Below are 19,879 nucleotides of genomic sequence, written 5' to 3' on the forward strand. Positions count from 1 at the left end.
CCTCAGCCCTCGGCCTTGGCCGCCGCATAGGCCCGGCCCTTCCAGCCCGCCTTCAACCCGAGGGCCGAGCGCACCAGCGCCGTCCATTGGATGGCCAGCGCCACCAGCACCGTCAGCGGGTGCAGCGGCACCGTCCACCAGGGCTCGCCCGTGCGCCAGGTGACGGCGGCGCGCAGCGCGAACATCAGGCAGATGGTCAGTACGGCCTCTATGTCTGGAAGCAGCGCCCAGGGCCAAAGATGGGCGCCGGCCAGCAGCACGGTCCAGATCGGCAGGCCGACGGGCGTCGCCATGCCTTCCCGCGCATTCTTGATGAAGCCGCCCCAGGCATGGCTGAAATTGTCATACATCCGGCAGGTGGCGAGCGGCGTGCCATCCACGATTTCCGTGTCATGCCCGTTCTCGCGAAAGCGGCGTGCGAGCGCGATGCCGTCATGAAGCACGCCCTTGATGGCCGCATGGCCGCCGATGGCCTCATAGGCCCGCCGCTCGACCAGGATGAGCTGGCCGCAGGCGGCCGCGAGGCTCGCCTTGCGCTGCACCGCCCGGCCGCCGAAGGGCAGGTAGCAGATCAGCAGGAAGTTGATGAAGGGCACGGTCAGCCCCTCACCGATGCTGCGGATGATCTGGCGCGGCACGCCGCTGACCATGGCGATCTTGTGCGTGGCGCTATGCGCGGCCATCGCGGCCGCGGCGTGCGGCGCGAGGCGCACATCGGCATCGATGAACAGCAGGTGAGTGCCCGTCGCGGCCTCGGCCAGGCGGGCGCAGGCATGGACCTTGCCGGTCCAGCCCGGCGGCAGGCTCGGCGCCTGGACGAGCCGCACCCGCGCGTCGCGGGCGGCATAGGATTGCACGATCGCGGCCGTCGAATCCGTGCTGCCGTCATCCATCACCACCACTTCGACCTCGCAGCCGGTGGAGGCGAGCGCGGCATCGAGGCAGGCCGCGATGTTGCCCGCCTCGTTGCGGGCCGGGATCAGGATGGAGACGCGCGTGCCGGCCGGCGGCGTGCTGCGCAGCCGCGGCATGCGGCGGAGATTGATGATTCCGAAGATGATGGGCAGCAGTGCGAGTGCCAGGGCGATATGGGCGAATTCCATCCTAGCCTCGCTTCTCCCCTTGCCGCGCCCCAGGCTGGGTCCGTGTGTCATGGCGCGGGTCATGCGCCTCTCCGCGCATGACAGCCCTGATATATTGCCAGGCGCCGTAAATTCCACCCATGCCGGCACGTCCGTCCAGCACAATGCGGAACCGTTCCGCATCCCGGCTGATCGCATCCTGGGCCAGGCGGTCCATCGTTTCGGTCATGGCGGCGCGGATCGTCTCGGTCCGCGTGTCACGATCCTCGGCCAGCAGGGCACGGGCATCGAGCGGCGTGCCGAAGGCGAGCAGTGCCTCGCCGCGCTTTTCCGTCCAGTGGACGTATTCGAGGGCAAGCGGCACCAGCACCGCATCGGGCGCGATCTCGGGCAGGCGTGTGACGCCGGGGGCGAGCGGCACCGGCCGCTCCCGCGCATCGGCGAAGCGGCCGGGCGCGTTCATCCAGAGCATGTGGCGCGGATCCTCCAGCGCCTGCTTCGCCGTCTGCAGGAAGCGCACCGCGCCCCGCGCCGAATTCTGCTCGACGCCGAAGACGCCGAGCCGCTTCATGAAGGGGTATTTCTCCAGCGCCGCCGCATCCATCGGCGTGAAGCCGGGCCGCTCCAGGAAGAAGCGGCGCATGAGCAGCATGAACATCACGCCGTCCCACCAGCCCGGGTGGTTGGCGAGGATGATGGCCGGCCGCCCCTCGGGCAGCTGCGGCTCCCCCCAATGGGCGACGCGCAGCGCCGAGAAATGGCCGGCGAAGGTGCGGCTGAAGGCGATGTTGAAGAACGCCATCATCCGCTCAGAACGGAGCTGGACCGGCGAAGGCGGCGCCTCCGTCGCCATGATGCTCAGGCGCCGATGAGTTCGGACTCGCGCCGGCCGGCCAGTTCCGCCTCCGGGCTCATGCCGCGGCCGCCCAGATCCTGGTCGAGGCTGTCGGCCGCGATCCAGCCGGACATCATCACCATCGGCATGCCGGGGCCCGGATGCGCCGCGCCGCCGGCAAGGTAGAGTCCCTTCACCTGGCGCGAGCGGTTGCCCGGCTTGAAGGCGCCGAGGAAGGAGCCGTGCGAGGCGAGGCCATAGATGGCGCCATCCAGCACGCGGTAGCGGTTGTGGATGTCCACCGGCGTCAGGCGCTGCTCGACCACGATGTTCTCCTCGATATCGTCGAGGCCTGCCGTGCGCTTCAGCTTGTCCAGGATCTTCTGGCGATAGCCGGGGAAGATCTCGTTCCAGTCGTGATGCGGGCGCAGATGCGGCGTGTGGACGAGGGCGTAGAGCGCCTCGCCGCCCGGGGGCGCGCTGGTCGGGTCGGTCTCGGCCGTCGCCGCCAGATAGACGGTGGGGTCCGGCGCGGGCTCGCCCTTCTTGTAGATCGCGTCGAACTCTTCCTCCGCATCGCGGGAGAAGACGAAGCAGTGATGCGCGAGGTGCGGGTAGCGCTTCTTCAGGCCCATGTAGAGCACGACGCCGCTGCAGGCCGGCTCGAAGCCCTTCTTCGCGTAGGTGTCGCCCGCCGTGCCGCCGACCAGCTCCTTGTAGGTGCGGATCGCGTCCATGTTGGAGATCACGGCATCGCAGGCGATGCGCTCGCCGCTCGCGAGCTTCACGGCGACGACCTTGCCGTTCTCGATGTCGAAGCCCGTCACGTCGCTGCTGGGGCGCAGGTCGGCGCCGAGTTCGCCGGCCAGCTTCGCCAGCCCCTCGGCCACGGCGCGGGTGCCGCCCACCGGATACCAGACGCCCTCGCTCGCCTGCATATCGCCGATGGAGGCGAGCACGGCCGGCGCCAGATAGGGGTTGGAGCCGACGTACTGGCAGTAGTGGTCCAGCATCTGCGCCAGGCGCTCATCCGGGACATTCCCCCGGATCACCTTGGCGACCGTCTGGCCCATGCGCAGGCTCAGCACATCCTTCAGCGTGTTCGGGTTGAGGTTGGCGCGCATGTTCAGCGTGTCGCCGATGCCCTCGACCGACTTCCAGAAGAAGAACTTCTCGGAGACGCCGTGCAGGTGCTTGGCCAGCCGCTGGAACTTGCGGTAGCCGTCGCCCAGGCCCTTGCCCGGCGCGAAATCCTCCATGGCCTTCGCCATGACGTCCACATCGGCCATCAGGTCGATGCGGCTGCCATCCTCGAAGAAGCAGCGCCACTGCGGGTCGAGGCGGATCAGCGGCAACTCCTTCGCCTGATCGCGCCCCGCCTCGGCATAGATGCGGCGCAGCACACGCGGCACGGTGAGGATGGTGGGGCCCATGTCGAAACGGAACTTGCCGCTGCCATCCGGCGCATCCAGGAAGAGCTGCGCGGCCTTGCCGCCGAGCCAGGGGTTCTTGTCCAGCAGCGTGACCTTGTGGCCGCGCGCGGCCGCGGTGCAGGCGGCGGCAAGGCCGCCGAGGCCGGCGCCGACAACGACAACATGGGACATGTTCAAGCCTCCGTGGCGGGCGCGAGGGCGGGCTCCGCCGTCAGCGCCAAGTCTTGCTGGATGAGGCGCGAGGTGATGCGCGCCCCCTCGTAGATCACCGGCAGGCCGGAGCCCGGATGCGTGCCGCCGCCCACCAGGTAGAAGCCCTGCGTGTCGTTGAAGCGGTTGCGTGGCCGGAAGCTCAGCATCTGCATCAGGTCATGGCTGAGGTTGAAGGTGGCGCCGAAGCCCACCGAGAACTCATCCTGCCAATCCTGCGGTGAGACCATCCGCTCGTAGCGGATGCGGGATTCGATATCGTGCAGCCCCAGCACCTTCAGGCGCTGGATCGCGATGTCGCGGTAGCGCGGGCCCTCCACGCTCCAATCCGCGCCATGGCGCAGGTTGGGCACGGGCACCAGCATGTAGAGCGCGGCATGGCCGGGGGGGGCGAGGCTCGGATCCGTCACGCAGGGGTTCTGGATGTAGAGGCTCGGCACGTCTGGCAGTTCGCCGCTTTCGATCTGCTTGATGTTGCGCTGGTATTCCTCGGCCAGCAGCACGTTGTGGTGCGAGAGCTCCGGATAGGTGCCCTCGATGCCGAGGTAGAGCATGAAGGTCGAGCAGGAGTAGCGCGACTTCTCGATCTTCTGGTCGGACCAGGCCTTGCGGATGGAATTGGGCACGAGCTTCGGCACGGCGTGCGCGAAGTCGCCGTTGAGCACGACGGCATCGGCCGAGATGTGCTGCCCGCCGACCTCGACGCCGACGGCGCGGCGCCCGGCGAAGGTCACCTTCTCCACCGGCGTGTCCAGGCGGATCTCGACGCCGAGCCGCTCGGCCACGCGGGCCATGGCGTCGCTCACCGCGCCGCAGCCACCCACCGGGTGGTACACGCCGTATTCGTATTCCAGGAAGCTCAGGATCGTGAACAGCGAGGGGCACTTGAAGGGCGACATGCCCAGGTATTTCGTCTGGAAGCTGAAGGCGAGCCGTGTGCGCGGATCCTTGAAGTAGCGCTTCAGGTCCTGGTCCACCTGCCGGTGCGGACGCAGCTGCGGCAGGCTCTTCAGGATGTCGGCACCGACCATGTCGGTCGTGTTCAGGAAGGGCCGCTCCAGGAAGGGGCGGAAGACCGCGAGCTTCTCGCGGTTGTCGGTCATGAAGCGGCGGATGCCCGCCACATCGCCCGGCGCGAAGCTGCCGATGTTGCGCTCCATCTGCGCGAGGTCGCCCGTCGCGTCGATGGTGATGTTGGGCTGCCCCTCGAAGATCAGGCGGTATTGCGGGTCGAGGCGGATCAGCTCCACCTCGTCCTGCAGCTTGGCGCCGCAGGCCGCGAAGATCTCCTCCAGGATGCGCGGATAGAGGAAGAAGGTCGGCCCCAGGTCGAACTTGTAGCCCTCGGGCGAGGTCAGCGTGCGGGTGCGCCCCCCCACCACCCCGTCCTTCTCGAACAAGGTCACCCGTGCGCCGGAGGCCGCCAGCTGCATCGCGGCGGCGAGCCCTCCGGGCCCCGCCCCGATGACGGCAACATGAGGGCGCGAGCGGCGGACCGAAGGGGAGGAGAGAGGTGCGTTCATGCCTGATGTATATCTCGTGACCCGGACAAGATGCTGCGTTGCGTCATTCGCGCAAGTCCCCGTCCCTTGGAAGGTCGGGCGCTTGCCGCCCGATTGTGGCGATTTGGCGACATGCCCCTTCCCTCAAGGCACGCGGCGCAACCCGCCGGCCTCAGGCGGGGATCAGCGCGAGCAGTTCGGCCGCGCCGGTCACTTCCGCGGCATGCGCCTCCGCCCGCGGGAGCAGGCGGGCGAGATAGAAGGCCGCGATGGGGGCGTAGCGCGGCTCCAGCCGGGCAGCGCGAGCCAGCAGCGCACCGCCGAGAACCCAACCGCAGGCCTCGAGATAGGCGGTGGCGCTGGCCGCCACCTCCTCCGGTGCCGCGGCCAGGATCCAGCTCGTGGCATGTTCCAGCGCATCCACGGCGGGGGCGAGGCGCGCATCGGCGGCCCGCGCCTCGGCCAGCATGCGGCGCAGCAGCGCGCCCTGGTCGCGCGGCAGCTTGCGGGTGACGAGGTCGAGCGCCTGGATGCCGTTGGTGCCCTCGTAGATCGGCGTGATCCGGGCGTCGCGCAGCACCTGCGCGGCGCCGCTGCCCTCCACGAAGCCCATGCCGCCATGCACCTGGATGCCGAGGCTCGCCGCCTCCACGCCGCGGTCGGTGCACCAGGACTTCACGATGGGCGTCAGCAGGGCAAGCTTCGCCTCGGCCTCCGCATCGCCGCGCCGCGCATGGTCGGCCGCGATCACCGCTTCGTAGGAGAGGAAGCGCCCGGCCAGCGTCATGGCGCGGATCTCGGCCAGCATGCGGGCCACGTCGGGATGGCGGGCGATGGGCCGGCCGCCCTGGATGCGGTCCGCCGCATAGGCCTCGGCCAGCTTGCCCGCGCGAGCGCCGATCGCGACGCCCTGCACGCCCACCTGCAGGCGGGCGTTGTTCATCAGCGCGAACATGGCCTGCAGGCCGCGATGCGGCTCATGGATCAGCTCCGCCACCGCGCCCTCGAAGAGCATGGTGCAGGTGGGCGAGGCATGGATGCCGAGCTTGTGCTCGATGCCACCGCAGCGCAGCGCATTGGGCGTGCCGTCGGGCAGGATGCTGGGCGTGGCGAAGAGACTGATCCCGCGCGAGCCGGGCGGCGCGTCGGGCAGGCGGGCCAGCACGAAATGCAGCGTGTTGGCCGCGATGTCGTTGGCGCCATAGGTGATGTAGATTTTCTGCCCGTGCAGCGCGTAGCGGCCATCGCCCAGCGGCTCGGCCCGCGTGCGGACGGTGGAGAGGTCGCTGCCCGCCTGCGGCTCTGTCAGGCACATGGTGCCGTTCCACCGGCCGCTGGTCAGCTCCGGCAACCATTTCGCCGATTGCCCGGGCGTGCCGTATTTCTCCAGCACCTCGATCGTGCCGCAGGTGAGCAGCGGGCAGAGCGAGAAGGCCATGTCAGCCGTCGCCAGCAGCTCGGACATCGCGGTCCAGAGCGCGAAGGGCAGGCCCTGCCCGCCATGCTCCTCGCCGGCCGCAAGCCCCTGCCAGCCGCCCTCCACCCAGGCGGCGTAGGCATCCTTATAGGCAGGCGGGCAGGTGACGACGCCCGCTTCGAAACGCGCGCCGATGCGATCCGCCTCCCCGCAGCCGGGCTCGATCAGCCCCTCGGTGAATTTGCGCATCTCCTCCAGCAGGGCGGCGATGTCGCCCTCCTCCAGGCCGCAATCGGGGAGCTGGTGCAGCTTCGTCAGCGCGAAGAGGATGTCGTCGGTCTGGGTCATGCGGGGATCACCTCGTCGCCGGCCGCCCAGGCGGGCAGGCTCGCGGCAGTTTCGGGCTGGGCGATGGCGCGGGCCAGGCGCTCGCCCAGCACCGCGCCGAACTTGAATCCATGGCCGGAGAAGCCGGACATCACCCAGGCGCGCGGGCCGAGCGGCTCGATGACGAAGCGCTCATCCGGCTCCACATCGTAGAAGCAGGTGGCCGAGCCGAGGCGAGTGAACCCCTCAATGCCCGGAATGCGCTTGCGGGCCAGCGCCAGGATGCGCTCCACCTCGCGGGGGTCCGGTGTGCGGTCGTCATCCGGGTGGCCCTCACGGGAGAAGCTGTGGTCCCCGATCTTGATCGGCGTGCCGGCGACCGGCGGCACCAGGTAGAACCCGCCCTCGGCCGCGAGGTCGAGCAGCATGGGCGCGGCCTTCCAGGCGGCGGACGGCGCCTCCAGCCGCACCACCACCTGGCGCGAGGGCGTGACCCGCCGGCCGATCTCCGGCAGCAGGCGCGGGATCCAGGGACCGGCCGCCACCACCAGCACATCGGCGCCGCGCGTGCCGCCGCCCTCCAGCGTGACGCTCGCACGCTCGGGATGGATGGCGGTGGCGCGCGCCACCTCGATCACGCCCCCCTGCGCCACCAGGTGACGTGCGAGTGCGGCCACGATCCGCTCGGCCAGCAGCACGCCGCCGGCGGGGCAGAAGAAGGCATCGCGAATTCCAGCGCCCGAGAGATAGGGGAAGCGCGCCTCGATCTCGGCACCCGTCAGGTCCTCATGGGCGCGGCCATCGGCCAGCAGGGCTGCCCTGGTCTCGCGCACCCAGGCGCCCGCGGTGTCGTCCAGTGCCAGCACGCCGGTGGGCACGTGCAGCACTCCCTCCGCCTGGGGGCCCAGATCGGCCCAGAGGCGATCCCAGGCGGCGTAGGCGTCATCCACCATCCGCATGTAGCCGCGCTGCGCGCCATAGGCGTGGCGGATCAGCCGGTGATGATCCACCGAGGAGGCGGCGGGATTGGGCGGCCGCACCTGGTCCAGCAGCCGCACCGCGAAGCCCTGGCGCAACAAGGCCCAGGCGGTGCAGAGACCCATGATGCCAGCGCCGAGGATCAGGGCTTGGGGGCGTTTCTCCATGCCCCCATCCTGCCCGTTTCACCCCGGGGCGGGAAGCGGTTGCGGAGGCCCCCGCCGCGTGCAAGCCTCCGTCCCTCGGAATAGCCGCCGCAGGAGCTTCGCATGCATCGTCGTGACCTTCTGGCGGCGGGCGCCGCCCTCGCCGCCGCCCCCGCCGCCGCACAGGCCCAAGCCCCAGCCCAAGGCCAGGCATCGACCACGCTGCGCGTCGGCATGACGGTGGCCGACATCCCCTTCACCACGGGCCAGCCGAGCCAGGGCGCCGAGGGCAACCGCTTCCTCGGCCACACCCTCTATGATCCGCTGATCGCCTGGGACCTCTCCCGCGCCGACCGCGCCGCCGTGCTCCGCCCGGCGCTGGCCGAATCCTGGAGCGTGGACGCCGAGAACAAGAAGCTCTGGGTCTTCCGCCTGCGCTCCGGCGTGCGCTTCCATGACGGCTCGCCCTTCACCGCCGAGGCGGTGGCCTGGAACCTCGCCAAGCTGCTGGACCGCGACGCGCCGCAATTCGACCGCGCCCAGGCGGCGCAGGGCAGCCTCTACACCGGCAACATCGAGCGCTGGCGTGTGCGCGACCCGATGACCATCGAGATCGAGACGAAGGTGGTGGACGCCGTCTTCCCCTATCTCATGGTGAACGTCTTCTACTCCTCGCCCGCGCGGTGGGAGGAGGTGGGCCGCAACTGGGACCGCTTCGCGCAGCGCCCCTCCGGCACCGGCCCCTACATCGCCGACCGCTTCGTCCCGCGCGAGCGGCTGGAGGCGCTGCGCAACAGCCAGTACTGGGACCGCGCGCGCATCCCGCAGCATGACCGCCTGGCGCTGATCCCGATGCCCGATGCGCTGACGCGCGTCTCCGCCCTGCTCTCCAACCAGGTGGACTTCATCGAGGCGCCGCCGCCCGACGCGGTGCCGCGCATCCGCGCCGCCGGGCACCAGGTGGTGACCAACGCCTATCCGCATATCTGGTGCCACCAGCTCTCCTTCGTCGAGGGCTCGCCCTTCCGCGACCTGCGGGTGCGGCAAGCGGCCAACCTCGCCATTGATCGCGCGGGCCTGGTGCAGATGCTGGGCGGCCTGGCGCTGCCGGCCAAGGGCATGATCACCGAGGGGCATCCCTGGTTCGGCGCGCCCAGCTTCCAGATCGGCTACGACCCTGACCGCGCCCGGCGGCTGCTGGCCGAAGCGGGCTTCTCGCGCGCCAACCCGGTGCGCACGCGGTTCATCGTGGCGCCCACCGGCTCGGGCCAGATGCAGCCCATGCCGATGAACGAGGCGATCCAGCAGAATTTCCGCGATGTCGGCATCGAGCTGGAATTCGAGGTGATGGACTGGGAGGCGCTGCGCGGCCGCCGGCGCCTGGGCGCCGAGGCGCCGGAGAATCGCGGCCTGCACGCCAACAACAATTCCTGGGCCTTCTGGGACCCCGATATCGGCCTGCTCGGTCCCTCCTATGGCGCGGGGCGTGTCCGCGGCGGCTTCAACTGGGGCAACTACCAGGACCCGGTGGCCGATGCCCTGGTGGTGGAGGCGCGCAACACCTTCGAGATCGAGGCGCAGAACCGCGTCCTCGCCCGGCTGCACAGCCGCCTGGTGGACCAGGCGATGTGGATCTGGGTGGTGCATGACACCAACCCGCGCGGCCTCTCACGCCGCGTGCGGAACTTCACGCAGGCACAGAGCTGGATGCAGGATCTGACGCCGATCCGCATGCAGGGCTGAAGTCCAGCTCGGCATAGCCGCCCGCCGCGATCTCGTCGCAGCGGGCGCGATAGCCCGGCGCGCTGCCGCTGTAGCGCGCGACGGTGCGCACCTGCCGCCCCTCGACATTCTTGTTCACGCCGGTGAACCAGGAATCCACGTCGTTGGAGAGCAGGCCGATGGAGCACTCCATCACATGCGCCATCCAGGCCTCCACCGCCTCGGGCCGCGCCTCGGCGAGCGTGAGGTGGTGCGCCTGCATGTGGGCCAGCAGCGCCGTCACCCATTCCACATTGTATTCGATGCTGCGCGGGATGTTGCCGAGCGCGGTGTGCGGCCCGAGCAGCATGAACATGTTGGGGAAGCCATGCGCCAGCATGCCGACCAGCGTGCGCGCGCCGGATGCCCAGGCCTGCTTCAGCGAGGCCCCGTCCCGCCCGCGGATGTCGATGCGGTCGAAGGCGCCGGTGAGGCCGTCGAAGCCCGTGGCATAGATGATGATGTCGAATTCGAAGTCGCGCTCGGTGGTGGAGAGGCCGGTCGGCGTGATGCGCGTGATGGGTGTGGCCTTGCTGTCCACCAGCTCGACATTGGGCTGGTTGTAGACTTCGTAGTAGCGCGTCTCCATCGGCACGCGGCGGGTGCCGAAGCCGTGATTCTTCGGGATCAGCATCTCTGCCACCTTCGGGTCCTTCACCCGCTCGCGGATCTTGCGGGCAATGAAGGCCGAAAGCTCGGCATTGGCGGCGGGGTCGGTGTAGCTGTCCCGGAAATTGCCCACCCAGATGCCGAAGCCAGGCGAGGCGTAGAGCTTCTCCCAGAAGGCCTCGCGCTCCGCCGGCGTGACCTCGAAGGTGCCACGCGGGTCGGCGGTGTGCAGGAAGCAGGCATAGGTCTCGGCGCAGCGGGCGAACATCTCGGGATAGCCCTGCTTGATCGCGGCCTGCTGCTCCGGCGTGATCTGGCTGTTGTGCAACGGCGTGCACCAGTTGGGCGTGCGCTGGAACACCGTGAGGTGCCCCACCGTCTTCGCCACCTCCTGGATGGTCTGCACGCCGGTGGCGCCGGTGCCGATGACGGCCACGCGCTTGCCGGCGAAATCAATCCCCTCCTTCGGCCAGCGGGCCGTGTGGAAGGACGGGCCGCGAAAACTCTCGATGCCCTCGATGCGCGGGAGCGTATGCGCCGAGAGCGGGCCGATCGCGGTGATCAGGAAGCGCGCCTCATGCGCGCTGCCATCGGCCAGCGTCACGTGCCAGCCCTCGCCGGTGAAATGCGCGGACTTCACCTCCGCGTTGAACTGGATGTCGCGGTGCAGCTCGTATTTCTCGGCGACGCGGTTGAGGTAGCGCAGCGTCTCGGGCTGTGGCGCGAAATGCTCGGACCAGCTCCATTCCTGGAGCAATTCCGGATCGAAGGAGAAGCCGTAGGAGTAGCTCTCGGAATCGAAGCGCGCGCCGGGATAGCGGTTCCAGTACCAGGTGCCGCCCACGCCGGTGCCGGCCTCGAAGACGCGCACCTTCATGCCCAGTTCGCGCAGGCGGATGAGCTGGAACATGCCGGACATGCCGGCACCGATGATGATGGCGTCGAACCGGGCCATCACGCGGCGCGCTTGATGAAGTCGGCGCAGCGCTCGCCGATCATGATGCAGCCGGCATTGGTATTGCCGCTCACCACCGTCGGCATGATGCTCGCATCCGCCACGCGCAGCCCGCCCACGCCGTTCACCCGCAGCTCCGTATCCACCACGGCGCCCGCATCCTCGCCCATGCGGCAGGTGCTGGTGGGGTGGTAGATGGTGCCGCTGTTGCGGCGGACGAATTCCAGCAGCGCAGCCTCATCGCGCGCCGCATTGGGCGGCGGCGCATAGGGCTCCGCGATGAAGCGGCCGAGCGCCTTGGTCTCCGCCAGGCGATGCGCGAGCTTCACGCCCTCCACCATGCATTGCTTATCCGTCTCGCTGGTCAGGTAGCGCGCATGGATATGCGGCTTGGCCATCGGGTCCGGGCTCGCCAGACGGATCTCGCCGCGGCTTTCCGGGCGAAGCTGGCACACGCTGATGGTGAAGCCAGGGAATTTGTGCAGCCCCTCCTTCACGCTGTCGGCACTCCAGGGAATGAAGTGGAACTGCACATCGGGCGTGGCGCTCTGCGGCAGCACGCGCGCGAAGAGGCCTGAGGTGCCGGCGGCGAAGCTCAGGGGCCCGCCCCGCGTCAGCGCGAATTCGATGCCCATCTTCGCCATGCCGAGCCAGGAATTCACCCGCTCGTTGATCGTGACGTTCTGATTCGCGCGATACATCAGCCGCGCCTGCAGGTGATCCTGCAGGTTCTGGCCGACCTGCGGGATGTCCCGCTGCACCGCGATGCCCATCTCCGCCAGGTGCTGCGCCGGGCCCAGGCCCGAGAGCATCATCACCTGGGGCGAGTTGATGGCGCCAGCACTCAGCACCACCTCGCGCGTCACCTTGATCGTGCGTTCCTCGTTGCCCACCCGATAGACCACCCCGGTAACGCGCCCGCCCTCGATGACGAGGCGCTGCACCTGGGCGTCGGTGATCAGGCGCAGATTGGGCCGCTTGAGGTTGGGCTTGAGATAGGCGGTGGCGGCCGAGCAGCGGAAACCGTTGCGCACCGTCACCTGGTACCAGCCCGCACCTTCCTGGTCGGCGCCGTTGAAGTCGTCATTGCGGGGGAAGCCCAGCTCCAGCGCCGCATCGATGAAGGCCTGGGGCAGGACGCCCTTGTCGCGCAGGTCACTGGTGGTGAGGGGGCCATCGGCGCCGTGGAATTCATTGCCGCCGCGCTCCTGGTTCTGCGAGCGCTTGAAATAGGGCAGGCAATCCTCGTAGGCCCAGCCGGTGCAGCCGAGCTGCCGCCAATGGTCGTAATCCGCCGCCTGGCCGCGAATGTAGATGAGCCCGTTGATCGCGGAGGAACCGCCCAGCACCCGGCCGCGCGGCCAGGGGACGGAGCGGCCATGCAGTTCGGCCTCGGCCTCCGTCTGGTAGTTCCAGCTGATGGTCGGGTGGTACATGGTCTTGGCGTAGCCGATGGGCACATGCAGCCAGGGATTGGTGTCCTTGGAACCGGCCTCCAGCACCGTCACCCGAATCCGCGGGTCCTCGCTGAGCCGCCCGGCCAGGGCGCTGCCGGCCGAACCGCTGCCCACCACCACCACATCCGTCTCATCCATGCGCCGATCCTCCCCGGTTGCCTCGGATGGTCCATGCGCCTTGCGCCCGGGTCAACTGCCAGCCGCGGGTGCTTGACGCGCAGGGCCTGCGGGTCTGCCATGGCGGCATGTCCCCACTCGACGCCCTGACCGAAAGCCTCGGCCCCGCCGCCTGCCTGCGCAGCGAGCCCGACATCGCCCCCTATGCCGTGGATTGGCGCGGCGTGTATCACGGCCAGCCCGTGGCGGTGCTGCGGCCGGCCGATACCGCGCAGGTCAGCACCGCGCTCAGGCGCTGTGCCGAACTCGGCCTCGCGGTCGTGCCCGCCGGGGGCCGGACCTCGCTGGCCGGCGCCGCGGTGCCCATGGCGCAGGGCCCGGCCAGTGTGGTGCTGAGCCTGGAGCGCATGAATCGACTGCGCGAGGTGGACCCGCTGGACAATTCCATCACCGCCGAGGCCGGCTGCACCATCGAGGCGGTGCAGAACGCCGCGACCGAGGCCGGGCGGTTCTTCCCGCTGCATTTCGGCGCGCAGGGCTCGGCCATGGTGGGCGGCGCGCTCTCCACCAATGCGGGCGGCATCCGCACCCTGCGCTACGGCAATGCGCGTGATCTCGTGCTGGGGCTCGAGGTGGTGCTGCCCGATGGCCGCGTCCTGGATGATCTGCGCCGCGTGCGGAAGGACAATTCCGGCTATGCGCTGCGCCACCTCTTCATCGGCGCCGAAGGCACGCTGGGCGTCATCACCGCCGCCTCGCTCAAGCTGTTTCCCCAGCTGGCCCGGCGCGAGACGGCGATGGTCGCCGTCCGCTCGCCCGCCGAGGCGCTGCGACTCCTGGCGCGCTGCCAGGAAAGCGGCGCGGAGCTCGTCGCCTTCGAGCTGATCCGCAAGATCTGCATCGACATCACGCTGAAGCACGGCACCAACATCCGCCAGCCGATGGAGCTCTCCACCGACTGGTACTGCCTCATCGAGGCGGCCAGCACCCATGCCGCCATCCCGGTGCGCGAGGCGCTGGAATCCGCGCTCATGGCCGGCATCGAGGCCGGCGAGGCGGAGGATGTGGTGATCTGCGAAAGCGAGGCGCAGCGCCAGAACCTCTGGAACATCCGCGAAACCTTCCCGACCTGCTCGCGCATGGAAGGGCCGGGGCTCTCCACCGACACCTCCGTCCCCGTCTCGCGCATCCCAGACTTCCTGGAGCGCGCCCAGGCGCTGATCGCCGGCAATTGGCCCGAGGGGCGGATGATCGCGCTCGGTCACATGGGCGATGGCAACATCCACCTCTCGCTTCAGGCGCCTGCCGGCATGGGCCACGCCGAATGGCAGGCGCGCGCGCCGGAATTCGAAGGGTTGATCGGTGAGATCGCGGTGGAGCTGGGCGGCAGCTTCTCGGCCGAGCATGGCATCGGCCAGTCCAAGCGTGCCGCGATGGCCAAGCTGAAATCGCCCGTGGCGCTCGACCTGATGCGCGCCATCAAGGCGACGCTCGACCCCGATGGCCGGATGAATCCGGGCAAGGTGCTGCCGCCCGCTTGAAGCGCTGGCCGCCCACGCCTAAACACCGGCGTGACGGGGCGTAGCACAGCCTGGTAGTGCGCCTGCTTTGGGAGCAGGAGGTCGGAGGTTCGAATCCTCTCGCCCCGATGTTCCGTCCTACTCGATGCGGATATTCGCGCGCCGGACGATCTCCGCATGGCGTGCGATCTCGCTCGCCAGGAAACGCTCCGCATCGGCGGGCGTGCCCCCGGCCGCGCCGTCCTCCAGCTCCAGCCCCAGTTGCGCCAGCGTCTCGCGCCCTGGCCCGGCCAGCGCCTCGTTCGCGGCGGCGTTCAGCGCCTCGATGATGCGCGGCGGCGTGCCCTTCGGGGCCAGCAGCATGAACCAGGTGCCCATCACCACGCCGGGCATGCCCTGCTCCGCCGCCGTGGGCACCTCGGGCATCACGCGGGCGCGGCGCTCGGCCAGCACGGCCAGCGCGCGGATCTGTCCGCCGCGGAGCAGCGGCACCGTGCCCGGCGCGCCAAGAAACATGGAATCGAGCCGGCCCGCGATCAGGTCCGTCGTTGCCGCGGCGGGCGAGCTGTAGGGGATGTGGTTCAGCTCGATTCCCGCCGCCTCGGACAGCAGGGCGCCGGCGAGGTGCATGGAACTTCCGCTGCCGGTCGAGCCATAGGCGAGCGAGCCCGGCCGTGCCTTCGCCCGCGCCACGAAATCGGCGAGGTTCTGCATGGGCGAGCCCTGGCCCACCACCAGGACATTGGGCACGCCGCCCATGCGGACGATCGCGTCGAAATTCCGCTGCGTCTGGAAGGGCAGGTCGCGATACAGGGCCAGGTTGGTGGCCAACGGCCCGGCAAAGGCGAAGAGCAGCGTGTGGCCGTCCGGTGCGGCGCGCGCCGCCGCCGTCATGCCCACATTGCCCGCCGCCCCCGGCCGGTTCTCCACCACGAAGCCCTGGCCGAAGCGCGCCGCATAGGCCTGGGCCAGCAGCCGCGCGATGGGGTCGCTGCTGCCGCCGCCAGCGGCGGGCACGATGATCCGCACCGGGCGCTGCGGCCATTCCTCCTGCGCCGAGACCGGCGGCGCCAGCACAGGTGTGGCGAGGGCCGACAGGGCCAGGATGCTGCGTCGTTTCATCTCATGCGCCTCCTTGCGCCAGCAGCCGCTCCGCGAGGCGCAGATGCGGCCGGTCGAGCATCTTCCCATCCATGCGCGTGGCCCCTGCCCCGCCATCGGCAAAGGCGGCGACGACGCGCCGAGCCCAGTCGAGTTCCTCGGGCGCCGGCGTGAAAGCGGCGTTGGTGGCGGCGACATGGCTCGGGTGGATGATCATCTTGCCCGCGAAGCCATCCCGGCGCGCGGCCCGCGCATCCATGGCGAGGCCGTCGAGGTCGTTGATGTCCACATGCACCGTGTCGATCGCCGGCACGCCCGCCGCCGCCGCACCCGCGAGGCACATCTCCCGCGCCAGCCGATACACGCCGAGCCAGGCGCCCTCGGCCCGATTGGCGAGGCCGCCGATATCGGCGGAGAGGTCCTCCGCGCCCCAGGTAAGTGCGGCCAGCCGCGGCCCGGCCGCGGCATAGCTGCCCAGGCCGAAGAGCGACGCCGCCGTCTCGGTCGCGATGGCGAGGATGCGCGTGGAGCCGGGCTCCAGCCCCTGCGCCGCCTCGAAGGCGTCGAGCCAATGGCCGAGCTGGCGCACCTGGCCGGCTTCGGCGCATTTCGGCAGCACGATGCCATCCGGCCGCGCTGGCATCACGGCGGCGAGGTCGCCCAGCGTCAGCCCGGTGTCGAGCGCATTCACCCGCACCCAGCGCTGCTGCCGGGCGCGCGGTGCTTCCAGCATGTTACGCGTGGTGCCGCGCGCAGCGGGCTTGTTCGCCGGCAGCACGCTGTCCTCCAGGTCGAGGATCAGCGCATCCGCCTCCCCTTTCGCCGCGCGCGCGAATTTCCGCTCGCTGTCGCCGGGGACGAAGAGCCAGCTGCGCATCAGGCTGTCTTCCCTTGGGCGACCGGCCGCTTGCGCATGAAGGCCATGCGCCGGCAGGTGGCGACGATCTCGCCGCGCTGGTTCAGGCATTCATGCTCGAACTCGACGAGGCCCGCGTCGCTGCGCGAGCGGCTTTCGCGCTTGGCCACGACGCGCGTGCGCGAGCGCAGCGTGTCGCCATGGAAGACGGGCTTCGGGAAACGCACCTCCGTCATGCCGAGATTGCCGATGGTGGTGCCGAGCGTCGTGTCGCTCACCGACATGCCGATCATGATGCCGAGCGTCATCAGGCTGTTGAACAGCGGCTGGCCCCATTCGGTGGATTCCGCGAAGTGGCGGTCGATGTGCAGCGGCTGCGGGTTCAGCGTCATCAGGCTGAAGGTGATGTTGTCGGCCTCGGTCACGGTGCGCGAGAGCGCGTGCTCGAAGACCTGGCCTTCGGTGAATTCCTCATAATGCAGGCCGGGCATGGATGCTCCTTCAATTGGGACGATGGCCGAGACGGCGGGAAATCTGCCCGGCCGCCTCGCAGACGCGGCGAGAGAGCAGCGGGATGCGTGGCTCGACGCGCGCGATGGGGCCGGCCAGCATCAGGGCGGCCACCACCTCGCCCCGCGCGCCGAAGACCGGGGCGGCGATGCCGGCCACCCCTTCGGTCGTTTCCCCCAGCGTCACGGCGAAGCCCTGCGCGCGCGTCTCGGCGACGATCCGGCGCAGCGCGCGGCGGTCGGTCACGCTGGTCGGGCTATAGGCGGGGAGGCGCGCGCCGCGCAGGAATTCGGCCGGCCAGGGCGGCGGCAGGAAGGCCAGCATCACGCGGCCCGAGGCGGTGCAATGGATCGGCCGCGCATCGCCCACCGTGGCGGCGAAGCGGAGCGCGGTGCGGCTCTCCACCTTGTCGGCATAGACCATGGCGCGGCGGTCGGGGGCCAGGACGGCCAGCATGGCCGTCTCGCCCATCTGCTCGGCGAGGCGCTCCAGCACGGGGCGCGCGGTGCTGACGAGTTCCCCATCGCCGGCCGCCGCCAGGATCGCGCGGGCGAGGCCGACCGCCTCGGGCCCCAGCCGCCAGCGCGCCTCCTGCTGCACGGCATAGCCCTCGGCGGCGAGACCGCGCAGCAGGCCCAGCAGGCTCGTCTTCGGCGCATCCAGCGCACCGGCCAGTGCCGCGAGCGTCAGACCCTCGGGCGCGCTGGCCAGCCGCCCCATCAGCTCCAGCACACGGGCGACGGAGCGCGGGCCACCGCGCTGTTCCCCAGGGGCGAAGCCGCCATCCACTATTGCGGCTCGACGCCGGCGATGCGCACCAGCTCGCCCCAGCTGGCGAGCTGGCTGCGGATGTATTGGCCGAACTGCTCCGGCGTCTGGGTGAAGGGCAGGAAGCCCAGCTGGCGCAGGCGGCCGACCACCGCCTCGTCGCGCAGGGCGCCGTTCAGCGCCTCGTTCCAGCGCCGCACGATGGGCTCCGGCGTGCCGGCGGGGGCGGAGAGGCCAAACCAGACATTGATGTCGTAGCCCGGCACCACGCGCGCCACCGGCGGGACCTCGGGCGCCAGCGGCGTGGGCTGCCCGGCCGACTGCGCGATGCCGCGCACGCGCCCGCCCTGCGCCTGGGCAAGGCCGTTGGCGAAATCGGTGAAGGTGCAGTCGATGCGCCCGGCGGCCACATCGGTCAGCGCCTCGGCCCCGCCGCGATAGGGCACGGCATTGAGGCGCACGCCGGCACGGCGCGCCATCACCTCCGTCATGATCAGCGCGCTGGCATTGCCATGGCTGAAGGTCATCTCGCCCGGACGCGCGCGGGCGCGGTCGAGGAATTGCGCGAGGTTCGTATCCGGGCTGGAGGCCGGAACGACCAGCAGGTAGGGCGCCTCGGCAATGGCGCCGATATGCGTGAAGTCCCGAACCGGATCGAAGGGCAGGCGGCGGATGATGTGCGGATTCACCGAGGCCGCGCTGGTGCTGATGATCAGCACCGTATTGCCGTCGGGCGCGGCCTGCTGCACCGCGATGGTGCCGACCGTTCCGTTGCCGCCCGCGCGGTTGTCCACCACCACCGGCTGCCCGAGGCGCTGGCCGATCGGCTCGACCAGCAGGCGCGCCAGCACATCGGTCAGGCTGCCCGCCGGGAAGGCGACGACGAGGCGCAAGGGCCGGTCGGGCCAGGATTGCGCCAGCGCGGGGGCTGCGAGCGGGAGAGCCGGCGCGGCCAGCAGGACGCGGCGCCGAAGCGGCGTGCGAAGCACCATGTTTCCTCCGGCGCCTGTGATCAGGCGTTCGTTTATGCGAACAGCCTATGATTTTGCGAACAGAGCCGTCAAGCACCGCGTTGACGCACCGGCCTCGTCGCCGCATGCTCCCGCCCATTGGGAAGGAAACACCATGGACTTCACCCTCTCGGCCGAGCAGGTCGCGATCCGCGAGCAGATCAGCCGCATCTGTGCCGATTTCCCCGATGAGTACTGGCTGGCGAAGGATCGCGAGGGCGTCTTCCCGCATGATTTCCACGCCGCCATGGCCAAGGGCGGCTGGCTCGGCATCGCCATGCCCACGGAATATGGCGGCGGCGGCCTGGGCATCTTCGAGGCAGCGCTGATGATGGAGGCCATCGCGGCCTCGGGCGCGTGCATGTCCGGCGCCTCGGCACTGCACATGAACATCTTCGGGCTCAATCCCGTCGTCATCTTCGGCGACGAGGCGCAGAAGCAGCGCTTCCTGCCACCGCTCATCGCAGGCCAGGACAAGCCCTGCTTCGCGGTGACCGAGCCCGATGTCGGCCTCAACACCACGCAGCTGAAGACGCGTGCCGAGCGCCACAATGACCGCTATGTGGTGCACGGGCAGAAGATGTGGATCTCCACCGCGCAGGTGGCGAACAAGATGCTGCTGCTGGCCCGTACCACGCCGCTCGACCAGGTGCGCCGCAAGACCGATGGCCTTACGCTGTTCTACACCGAGATCGACCGCAGCAAGGTGGAGATCCGCCTCATCGAGAAGATGGGCCGCCACGCGGTGGATTCGAACATGGTCTTCTTCGACGGCTTCGAGATCCCGATGGAGGACCGCATCGGCGAGGAAGGCCGGGGCTTCCAGGCCATCCTGCACGGCATGAATCCCGAGCGCATCCTGATCGCGGCCGAGGCGGTGGGCATCGGCCGCGCGGCGCTGCGCAAGGCTTCGAACTACGCGAAGGAGCGCCGCGTCTTCGGTCGCCCCATCGGCCAGAACCAGGCGATCCAGCACCCGCTGGCGCGCAACTGGGCCGAGCTGGAAGCCGCCGAACTGATGGTCTGGAAGGCCGCCAGCCTTTACGATTCCGGCCAGGAATGCGGCGCCGAGAGCAATGCTGCCAAATACCTCGCCGCCGAAGCCGGCTTCCGCGCCTGCGAGACGGCGGTGATGACCCATGGCGGCATGGGCTACGCGCAGGAGTATCACGTCGAGCGCTACCTGCGCGAAAGCCTGATCCCGCGCATCGCGCCCGTTTCGCGCGAGCTGATCCTGTCCCACATCGCCGAGCGCGTGCTCGGCCAGCCAAAGTCCTATTAGGGC

Annotated in this window: 16 protein-coding genes and 1 tRNA gene; 4 read left to right on the top strand and 13 right to left on the bottom strand. The window is 69.8% G+C overall.

Annotated features, from left to right (window positions below; genetic code table 11):
- Positions 1-2 precede the first annotated feature (2 nt).
- The 6 genes from R9Z33_RS21380 to R9Z33_RS21405 form a co-directional block, all read right to left on the bottom strand.
- Entirely contained in the window at positions 3-1,103 is a 1,101-nt protein-coding gene (locus R9Z33_RS21380) for a glycosyltransferase (RefSeq protein WP_318648598.1), read from the bottom strand.
- 1 nt (position 1,104) lies between these two features.
- Positions 1,105-1,884, bottom strand: coding sequence for a lysophospholipid acyltransferase family protein (locus tag R9Z33_RS21385; protein WP_318648599.1), 780 nt, complete (start codon positions 1,882-1,884; stop codon positions 1,105-1,107).
- 56 nt (positions 1,885-1,940) lie between these two features.
- The gene (locus tag R9Z33_RS21390) at positions 1,941-3,521 is read right to left on the bottom strand and encodes a phytoene desaturase family protein (RefSeq protein ID WP_318648600.1); all 1,581 of its coding nucleotides are present in this window, start codon (positions 3,519-3,521) and stop codon (positions 1,941-1,943) included.
- Positions 3,522-3,523: 2 nt separating this feature from the next.
- Positions 3,524-5,083, bottom strand: coding sequence for a phytoene desaturase family protein (gene crtI / locus R9Z33_RS21395; protein WP_318648601.1), 1,560 nt, complete (start codon positions 5,081-5,083; stop codon positions 3,524-3,526).
- A 151-nt stretch (positions 5,084-5,234) separates the two neighbouring features.
- A complete protein-coding gene (locus R9Z33_RS21400; protein ID WP_318648602.1) occupies positions 5,235-6,827 on the bottom strand; it encodes an acyl-CoA dehydrogenase in 1,593 nt (530 codons plus the stop codon).
- The gene (locus R9Z33_RS21405; RefSeq protein WP_318648603.1) at positions 6,824-7,951 is read right to left on the bottom strand and encodes an FAD-dependent oxidoreductase; all 1,128 of its coding nucleotides are present in this window, start codon (positions 7,949-7,951) and stop codon (positions 6,824-6,826) included. The genes R9Z33_RS21400 and R9Z33_RS21405 overlap by 4 nt, the downstream gene beginning before the upstream one ends.
- Positions 7,952-8,053: 102 nt before the next feature.
- On the opposite strand from R9Z33_RS21405, the gene R9Z33_RS21410 reads away from it, so the two are divergent.
- Positions 8,054-9,673, top strand: coding sequence for an ABC transporter substrate-binding protein (locus R9Z33_RS21410; RefSeq protein ID WP_318648604.1), 1,620 nt, complete (start codon positions 8,054-8,056; stop codon positions 9,671-9,673).
- Here the strand turns inward: R9Z33_RS21410 and R9Z33_RS21415 are convergent.
- Both R9Z33_RS21415 and R9Z33_RS21420 read right to left on the bottom strand, forming a co-directional pair.
- Complete coding sequence (locus R9Z33_RS21415; protein WP_318648605.1) at positions 9,618-11,255, bottom strand: flavin-containing monooxygenase; 1,638 nt, start codon at positions 11,253-11,255, stop codon at positions 9,618-9,620. The genes R9Z33_RS21410 and R9Z33_RS21415 overlap by 56 nt on opposite strands.
- Positions 11,255-12,850 carry a GMC family oxidoreductase gene (locus R9Z33_RS21420; RefSeq protein WP_318648606.1) on the bottom strand — a complete coding sequence of 532 codons (1,596 nt, stop codon included), beginning with the start codon at positions 12,848-12,850 and terminating at the stop codon, positions 11,255-11,257. Before R9Z33_RS21420 ends, R9Z33_RS21415 begins: the two co-directional genes overlap by 1 nt.
- 107 nt (positions 12,851-12,957) lie before the next feature.
- Here R9Z33_RS21420 and R9Z33_RS21425 point away from each other — a divergent pair, with 107 nt between their 5' ends.
- Both R9Z33_RS21425 and R9Z33_RS21430 read left to right on the top strand, forming a co-directional pair.
- Positions 12,958-14,370, top strand: a complete 1,413-nt coding sequence (locus R9Z33_RS21425) for an FAD-binding oxidoreductase (protein ID WP_318648607.1) — start codon at positions 12,958-12,960, stop codon at positions 14,368-14,370.
- Between the two features lie 34 nt (positions 14,371-14,404).
- Positions 14,405-14,478, top strand: a tRNA-Pro gene (locus tag R9Z33_RS21430).
- Positions 14,479-14,487: 9 nt separating this feature from the next.
- Here R9Z33_RS21430 and R9Z33_RS21435 read toward each other — a convergent pair.
- The 5 genes from R9Z33_RS21435 to R9Z33_RS21455 are packed head-to-tail and all read right to left on the bottom strand — an operon-like array spanning position 14,488 to position 18,576.
- A complete protein-coding gene (locus tag R9Z33_RS21435) occupies positions 14,488-15,471 on the bottom strand; it encodes a Bug family tripartite tricarboxylate transporter substrate binding protein (protein WP_318648608.1) in 984 nt (327 codons plus the stop codon).
- A gap of 1 nt (position 15,472) precedes the next feature.
- Positions 15,473-16,327, bottom strand: coding sequence for an HpcH/HpaI aldolase/citrate lyase family protein (locus R9Z33_RS21440; protein ID WP_318648609.1), 855 nt, complete (start codon positions 16,325-16,327; stop codon positions 15,473-15,475).
- The gene (locus R9Z33_RS21445) at positions 16,327-16,797 is read right to left on the bottom strand and encodes a MaoC family dehydratase (protein WP_318648610.1); all 471 of its coding nucleotides are present in this window, start codon (positions 16,795-16,797) and stop codon (positions 16,327-16,329) included. The genes R9Z33_RS21440 and R9Z33_RS21445 overlap by 1 nt, the downstream gene beginning before the upstream one ends.
- Before the next feature lie 10 nt (positions 16,798-16,807).
- A complete protein-coding gene (locus R9Z33_RS21450; protein ID WP_318648611.1) occupies positions 16,808-17,605 on the bottom strand; it encodes an IclR family transcriptional regulator in 798 nt (265 codons plus the stop codon).
- Positions 17,605-18,576 (bottom strand): Bug family tripartite tricarboxylate transporter substrate binding protein, encoded by a 972-nt coding sequence (locus R9Z33_RS21455; RefSeq protein ID WP_318648612.1) that lies wholly within the window; start codon positions 18,574-18,576, stop codon positions 17,605-17,607. Before R9Z33_RS21455 ends, R9Z33_RS21450 begins: the two co-directional genes overlap by 1 nt.
- A gap of 133 nt (positions 18,577-18,709) precedes the next feature.
- On the opposite strand from R9Z33_RS21455, the gene R9Z33_RS21460 reads away from it, so the two are divergent.
- On the top strand, positions 18,710-19,876 hold the full coding sequence (locus tag R9Z33_RS21460; protein ID WP_318648613.1) for an acyl-CoA dehydrogenase family protein: 1,167 nt from the start codon (positions 18,710-18,712) through the stop codon (positions 19,874-19,876).
- Positions 19,877-19,879: the final 3 nt, after the last annotated feature.

Source organism: Sediminicoccus rosea (assembly GCF_033547095.1).
Classification (GTDB): Bacteria; Pseudomonadota; Alphaproteobacteria; order Acetobacterales; family Acetobacteraceae; genus Roseococcus; species Roseococcus rosea.

What these genes read in the sequence shown, in the direction of transcription:
- R9Z33_RS21415 (WP_318648605.1), bottom strand. Translation starts at nt 11,255, where the DNA reads ATGGCCCGGTTCGACGCCATCATCATCGGTGCCGGCATGTCCGGCATG.
- R9Z33_RS21425 (WP_318648607.1), top strand. Translation starts at nt 12,958, where the DNA reads ATGTCCCCACTCGACGCCCTGACCGAAAGCCTCGGCCCCGCCGCCTGC.
- crtI (WP_318648601.1), bottom strand. Translation starts at nt 5,083, where the DNA reads ATGAACGCACCTCTCTCCTCCCCTTCGGTCCGCCGCTCGCGCCCTCAT.
- R9Z33_RS21390 (WP_318648600.1), bottom strand. Translation starts at nt 3,521, where the DNA reads ATGTCCCATGTTGTCGTTGTCGGCGCCGGCCTCGGCGGCCTTGCCGCC.
- R9Z33_RS21455 (WP_318648612.1), bottom strand. Translation starts at nt 18,576, where the DNA reads ATGGTGCTTCGCACGCCGCTTCGGCGCCGCGTCCTGCTGGCCGCGCCG.
- R9Z33_RS21385 (WP_318648599.1), bottom strand. Translation starts at nt 1,884, where the DNA reads ATGGCGTTCTTCAACATCGCCTTCAGCCGCACCTTCGCCGGCCATTTC.
- R9Z33_RS21435 (WP_318648608.1), bottom strand. Translation starts at nt 15,471, where the DNA reads ATGAAACGACGCAGCATCCTGGCCCTGTCGGCCCTCGCCACACCTGTG.
- R9Z33_RS21420 (WP_318648606.1), bottom strand. Translation starts at nt 12,850, where the DNA reads ATGGATGAGACGGATGTGGTGGTGGTGGGCAGCGGTTCGGCCGGCAGC.
- R9Z33_RS21405 (WP_318648603.1), bottom strand. Translation starts at nt 7,951, where the DNA reads ATGGAGAAACGCCCCCAAGCCCTGATCCTCGGCGCTGGCATCATGGGT.
- R9Z33_RS21445 (WP_318648610.1), bottom strand. Translation starts at nt 16,797, where the DNA reads ATGCCCGGCCTGCATTATGAGGAATTCACCGAAGGCCAGGTCTTCGAG.
- R9Z33_RS21400 (WP_318648602.1), bottom strand. Translation starts at nt 6,827, where the DNA reads ATGACCCAGACCGACGACATCCTCTTCGCGCTGACGAAGCTGCACCAG.
- R9Z33_RS21440 (WP_318648609.1), bottom strand. Translation starts at nt 16,327, where the DNA reads ATGCGCAGCTGGCTCTTCGTCCCCGGCGACAGCGAGCGGAAATTCGCG.
- R9Z33_RS21380 (WP_318648598.1), bottom strand. Translation starts at nt 1,103, where the DNA reads ATGGAATTCGCCCATATCGCCCTGGCACTCGCACTGCTGCCCATCATC.
- R9Z33_RS21460 (WP_318648613.1), top strand. Translation starts at nt 18,710, where the DNA reads ATGGACTTCACCCTCTCGGCCGAGCAGGTCGCGATCCGCGAGCAGATC.
- R9Z33_RS21410 (WP_318648604.1), top strand. Translation starts at nt 8,054, where the DNA reads ATGCATCGTCGTGACCTTCTGGCGGCGGGCGCCGCCCTCGCCGCCGCC.